General features: G+C 66.6%; 2 protein-coding genes. Both read left to right on the top strand.

Annotated features, from left to right (window positions below):
• Positions 1–137 precede the first annotated feature (137 nt).
• Positions 138–1,811 (top strand): ShlB/FhaC/HecB family hemolysin secretion/activation protein, encoded by a 1,674-nt coding sequence (locus tag ACFPPB_RS18700; RefSeq protein ID WP_377329907.1) that lies wholly within the window; start codon positions 138–140, stop codon positions 1,809–1,811.
• Between the two features lie 138 nt (positions 1,812–1,949).
• On the top strand, positions 1,950–6,741 hold a 4,792-nt coding region (locus ACFPPB_RS18705; protein ID WP_377329905.1), incomplete at its 3' end, for a beta strand repeat-containing protein.

Genomic DNA, 6,741 nt, shown 5'->3' on the forward strand with positions numbered 1-6,741 from the left:
GCTACGAGCAGGCGGTGGCCGCAGCAGGTCACCCTGCCGCGCTCAGCCAGGCCCAGCTGCAAGGTGCCGCGGATGCGGTCACGGCGGCGCTGAAAAAGGCCGGCTATGCCGATGCCCACGCCTATCTGCCCGACCAGGTGCTCGCCTTCACCGTCAGCGACAACGCGGCTCTGGCCGCCCGGTCGCCGGCGGCCGCTCCGGCACCCCGGCTTCCGGACAATGTCGTGCCGGCAGTCAAGGATCGCGACGCCGGCGCTGCGACTGCCCAGCTGGCCGTGCGCGGTTTCCGCGTGCAAGGGGTGGGCGAGCATCCGCGAGACGGCATCACGCCGGCCAGCATGCAGGCATTGGCCGATGCGCAACTGCAGAAACTCGGCGGTGGTGCAGGGCAGGTGGCACATCTGGATTTCGCCCAGCTGCAGCAGGTGGCCGACGTGCTGACCGACCGCTACCGCAAGGCCGGCTTCATCTTCGGCACCGCGTTCCTGCCGGCGCAGACGGTGGGCGCGGACCAGACCATCGAGATCAGCGTGCTGGAGGGCGAGCTCGGGCGGGTGATCGTCAAGGGCGCCAAGCGCTATCGCCCGGCGGTGATTGCGGCGATGGCAGCGCCGCTGAAGGGCAAGGCGCTGCGCAAAGGCGATATCGACACGGCGATGCTGTACGCCCGCGACCTGCCGGGCGTGGCCGTGTCCTCCACGTTCCAGCCGGGCGAGCACACGGGTGAAACCGACCTGCTGATGGTCGCCAACGAGGCCAAGCGCCCATACACGATCACCACCGGCGCCAACAATTACGGCACCGATCTGACCGGAAAGTACCGTGCCCAACTGGGCGTGGCCTGGAACAGCCCGCTGGGCATCGGCGACAGCTTCACGGCCAACATCGACTACGCGCTGGATCCGCAGAACAACGTCTACGGCACGCTCGCCTATCGCGTTCCCATCGTGGTGCAGGGGCTGAGCGGGGTGGTGGGTGCCACCCGCAGCGAGCTGCAGCTGTCCAACGGCACCTTCGCCGCGCTGGACGTCAAGGGTCCCAGCTCCAGCCAGTACGCGGGTGCCGACTGGAAGTTCGTCAATACGCAGATCATGCAGATGCAGGCGACGCTGCACTTCATCCGCGAACAGTCCCGCCTGAGCAGCACCCATATCCCGCTTTCCGACGAGCGCTTCGACGTGGGAGAGCTGACCTGGGGGATGAGCCATACCGACCAGCGCTTCCACGGTGTCGATCTGCTTCAAGTGGGTTTGCGCAAGTCGATCGCCGACGACTCGCACGGTATCGATCTGATCAGCCCCGACCACGCCAGCAGCTTCCTGACGACGCGCCTGTCGTACACGCGGCTGCAGTTCCTGACCAAGTCGCAGCGCCTGTATTTCAAGCTCGGCGGCCAGTACACCAGCCAGGCGCTGGCGCCGTTGGAACAGTTCGTGATCGGCGGCCCGGACAGCGTGCGTGCCTATCCGATCGCCGATGCCCTCACCGACCGCGGTTACTACGCCTCGCTGGAGTACCACGTGGACGCGCCAGGCTTCGGCAACAAGACGTCCCCCTTCTACGGCCGCCCTTGGCGCGAGTTGCTGGAGTTCGAGACGTTCGTGGATTACGGCCGGGGTTTCGCCGCGGGCGCCGACCGCGGCAATGCGCCGCCGGTGACGCTCAAGGGATACGGCGCGGGGCTGATTTTCCGTCTGCCGCGCTTCCACCGCTTCGAGTTCCATCTCGACGGTGCGCTACCCATCGGCGGCCCCGAAGCGTCGGACAAGAACGGCTACCACATCTATTCGCGCTTCGGCTTCACGTTCTGACAGGCCATGACCATGCACACCGTCACTGACGCCACGCACCGCCATCCACGCAAACCGACGCAACCCGGATCGGCACATGGCGCATCGCTGCGACGCAAGGCGCTTCCGCTGAGCCTGTCTGTCGCGTTGATGGCAGGCATGTCCGCATCGGCAGGTGCGCTGGCGGGCGGAGTGAATTCCACCACATCGCCCACCGGCGGCGTGGTCGTCGGCGGCAGCGGTGCGATCAGCCAGAACGGGGCCAATACCACTATCAACCAGCTCTCCAACCGGCTGGCGCTGGACTGGCAGACCTTCAACGTGGGCAAGGATGCGACGGTGCTGTTCAAGCAGCCCTCGTTCAATGCGGTGGCGCTCAACCGCATTCTCGACCAGAACCCCAGTCAGATTTTCGGCCGCATCAACTCGAACGGCCAGGTGTTTTTGATCAACACCCACGGCATCCTCTTCGGTTCGACCGCGCAGGTGAACGTGGGCGGCCTGGTGGCCAGCACGCTGGATCTGACGCCCACCGATTTCCTTGCCAACCATTTCAATTTCGACGCGCATGGCGGCGTGGCAGGCGTGGTCAACCACGGCACCATCGAGGCAGCCAGCGGCGGCTCGGTGAGCCTGGTTGGCGGCAGTGTGGCCAACGACGGCCTGATCCTCGCCAACTACGGCAACATCAATCTGGATGGCGCCGACCGTGCCGTGCTCGATTTCGACGGCGATGGCCTGATCAATATCCAGATCACCGGTGCGCTCAAGAACAAACTGGATGCCCGGGAGCCGGCCGTCTCCAACAGCGGCACGCTGGATGCCGCCGCCGGCACGGTGGTGCTGCAGGCGTCGGCGGCGAAGAGCTTGTTCACCAACCTGGTCAACAATTCGGGCGTGATCGACGCCCACGGCATCAGCACCAGCGGCGGCGTGGTGCGGCTGGTCGGCAGCGGCGGCAACGCCATCGACAGCGGCAGCATCGACGTCTCCGGCACGCGGGGCGGCAGCGCGCAGGTATTGTCCGATCAGAACGTGAGCGTCACCGGCAATATCGATGCTTCCGGCACGCTAGGCGGCGGCGGCATCCGTGTCGGAGGCGGCTATCAGGGCGGGGAAGGATTGCCGACTGCAAGCGCTACGTATGTCGGCCCTTCTGCCACGCTCGATACCGATGCCAGGCAAGCGGGTAACGGCGGTTCGGTGGTGGTCTGGGGCAGCCAGGTCAACAATTTCTACGGGAGCGTCAGTGCGCGCGGCGGCGCCTCGAGCGGCAACGGCGGCCTGGTCGAGACTTCGTCGCATTACGGCCTGAATGCGCAAGGCACGGTGGATGCCTCGGCGCCGCACGGTACGGCGGGAACGTGGCTGCTCGATCCCTACGACATAACGATCGCCAACTACAGCGGCACCAGCAGCAACATCACCAGTACCAGCCCGTTCAAGGCCAACGGCAATTCGTCCCAGCTCGACATCGGCACGCTCAACGCGGCGTTGACCGGCGGTACCACCGTACGCGTGTTCACCGGCAGTTCTGGCGGACAGAACGGCGACATTACGGTGAACGCCCCCATCGTTGGAACTTCATCGGGAACCGGCGCGGCGTCGCTGTATCTCGAAGCGGCCGGCAGTATCTTCCTCAACAGCAACATTACCGCTGCCGGCAGCAGTATTCCGCTCAACGTGTATCTGTGGGGCAATTACGGCGGCAGCGCGACCGCCAGCAGCTACAGCAACAATACTTCGTGCGCGTCCCTCACGAATTGCGTCGTCAACCTGACGGGCGCCGGCATCACCACGGATGGCGGCGGTCTCCAGATCGAGACGACCGGCATCGTCACCATCGACGGTACGTCGAGCATCGCCACCGGCACGGGCGCCATCGCCATCGGCAACGCGTCCTCGCCCTCGCCAAGCAAAATCAATCTCGACAGCGGCATCAGCACGCTCGGCACGCAGGCCTACTATGCCCCCGTGTCGCTTGGCGCAAGCGCCATCACGCTGGCCGGGACCAGCGTCAGCCTGCCTTATGGCGTAACCGGCAGCGGCGACAGCCTGACGATTACCGGCAATGCGACTCTGGGAGCGACCAGTACGCTGGGTGCCCTTGCGATCAGCGGCACCACCCTGCTGAGCGGCACCGCCAACACCACCGGCACGCAAACCTACTCGCAAGCCGTGACCATGAACGGTGACACGTCGCTCGTCAGCAGCGGCGGCAGCGGCGGGATTACCTTCGGCAGCACCCTGGACAGCGATGTGTCGTCGCATTCGTTGACGCTGAACGCAGGCAGCAACACGGTGAGCTTCGATGGCTCGGTGGGCAGCCTGAGCCGGCTGAGCACGCTGACCAGCAGCGGCAGCGGTGCGGTCGATCTCGCCGGCAATGTCTCGACGACCGGCTCGCAGAGCTACGCCGGCTCCCTGGATCTTTCGAGCACCAACACGCAATTGTCCGGCTCGAGCATCTCCCTGTTCGGCGGCGCATCGGGCAGCAGCACCAACCTCACGATGACCGGCAATACGACGCTGGCCGGGACCAGCAACCTGGCAACACTTGCGGTAAGCGGCGGCAGCACCAGCACGCTCGGCGGAAGCATCACCACCAGCGGTACGCAGAGCTACGGCGCGACGAGCACCACGCTCAGTGGCGATACCACGCTCACGGGTACGAGCGTCAGCGGAACCGGTCCCCTGACAGGTGGCGGTCATGGCTTGACGATCAATGGCGGCACGACGCTGGCCGCGGCCTCCGGCCTGAGTACGCTTTCGGTCAGCGGCAGCAGCACGCTGAACGGCAATATCACCAGCAGTGGCCAGCAGACCTACACGGGAGCGGTTGCCCTGGGCGGGAACATCACGCTCGACAGTACCGGCGCCAGTGGCGGAATCACGTTTGGCAGCACGGTCGACAATGCCGCCGCCACCCAGCAGAGGCTGACTGCCGATGCGCCCAGTGGCACGGTGAGCTTCGGTGGTGCGGTGGGCCATGGCAGCAATGGCGCCCTGGCCGGCCTGAGCGTGCAAGGCGGCATGTTCAGCGCAGGTGCGCTCAATATCGGCAGCAGCAACCTGTCGGTGACGACCAGCGGCGGCCCGATCAGCCAGACCGGCGCTTTCACGGTCACCGGCAGCAGCAGCTTCGATGCCGGCGGCAACGCGATCACGCTGACCGATCCCGGCAACAACTTCACGGGGGCCGTATCCCTTAGCAACAGCGGCGCCAACGACGTGGCGTTGAGCAATAACGGCAACGCGCTGACGCTGGGCAATGTCAATGTCGGCAGCGGCAGCTTGAGCGTCAGCGGGGCCGGCATCGCCCAGGCGGTTGGCAGCACGATCGCCCAGGCTGCCGGCGCCGGTACGGCAAGCTTCAATGCGGGCACCAATGGCACGTTGACGCTCGGCAACAGCGGCAATGTGTTTACCGGCGCGGCGAGCCTGACCGGCGGCAATACGCAGATCGCCAGCAGCAGTGCGTTGATGCTGGGCGGCGGCACCATTACCGGTACGCTCACGGCATCCAGCTACGGTGCGATGACCCAAGGCGGCAGCGGCTTGAACGTCTCCGGCGCGGCCGGCTTTACGCAGAACGACACCACTGCCGGCAACGGGCAGGACGTCACACTCGGCAACCCGGGCAACAATTTCGCAAGCAGCGTAACGTTTGCAGCGGGTTCGGGTGCGCAGATCAACCATCTGTCGCTGACGAACACGGCATCCACGCCAGGCACTTTGACGCTGCCATCCAGCGTGACAGGCAACCTGACGCTGGACTACACCAACGCGTCGCTGGCGTTGCCGGTGGTGAGCGTCGGCGGCGCGCTGGATGTGACCGCAGGCGGCGGCATCACCCTCGACGGCAATGTCACCAGTGGTACCGCGCAGACCTATAACGACGCGGTGACGCTGGGCGCCGACGCGACGCTGGCGAGCACGGGGGGCGGTGCGGTCATGTTGGCCGGCACGGTGGACGGCGCACACAACCTGGCGGTGAACACGAGTGGCCTGACCACCTTCGGGGGCACAGTAGGCGGCACGATAGCGCTGGCCAGCCTGAGCAGCGGCGGTGGCGGCGCGACCACGCTGGACGGCAACGTGAGCACCACGGGCGCGCAGACCTACAGCAATGCACTGACCCTGGGCGGCGACGCGACGCTGAGCAGCAGCGGCAACGGCGCGATCGACGCCGCCTCGACGGTCGACGGACCACACAACCTCAGCCTGAGCACGGGCGGGACCGCCACCTTCGGCGGCACAGTAGGCGGCACGGTAGCGCTGGCCAGCCTGAGCAGCGGCGGTGGCGGCGCGACCACGCTGGACGGTAGCGTGAGCACCACAGGCGCGCAGACCTATGGCAACGCACTGACCCTGGGCGGCGACGCGACGCTGAGCAGCAGCGGCAACGGCGCGATCGACGCCGCCTCGACGGTGGACGGACCACACAACCTCAGCGTGCGCACGGGCGGGACCACCACCTTCGGCGGCGCGGTGGGCGGAACAACGAAATTGACGTCGCTGATGACGGACGCCGCCGGCAACACGGTGCTGGACGGCAGCGTCGGCACCACCGGCGCGCAGACCTACCACGATGTGGTGACGCTGGGCGCGGATGCGACGCTGACCAGCACGGGTGGCGGTGCGGTCGACTTTGCATCGACGCTGGACGGCGCGCATGCGCTGACGGTGAGCACGTCGGGCCTGACCATCTTCGGTGGCGCGGTAGGCGGTATCACGCCACTGGCATCGCTGATGACGACAGGGGGCGGCAGCACGCAGCTGGACGGCAGTGTCGGCACCATCGGCGCGCAGACCTACAACGGTGCGGTGACGCTGGGTGCGGATGCGACGCTGGCCAGCACGGGCGGCGGTGCGATCGACTTCGCATCGACGCTGGATGGCGCGCATGCGCTGACGGTGAACACGTCGGGCCTGACCACCTTCGGCGGCG

The organism is Rhodanobacter terrae (genome assembly GCF_042657005.1).
GTDB lineage: Bacteria > Pseudomonadota > Gammaproteobacteria > Xanthomonadales > Rhodanobacteraceae > Rhodanobacter > Rhodanobacter terrae.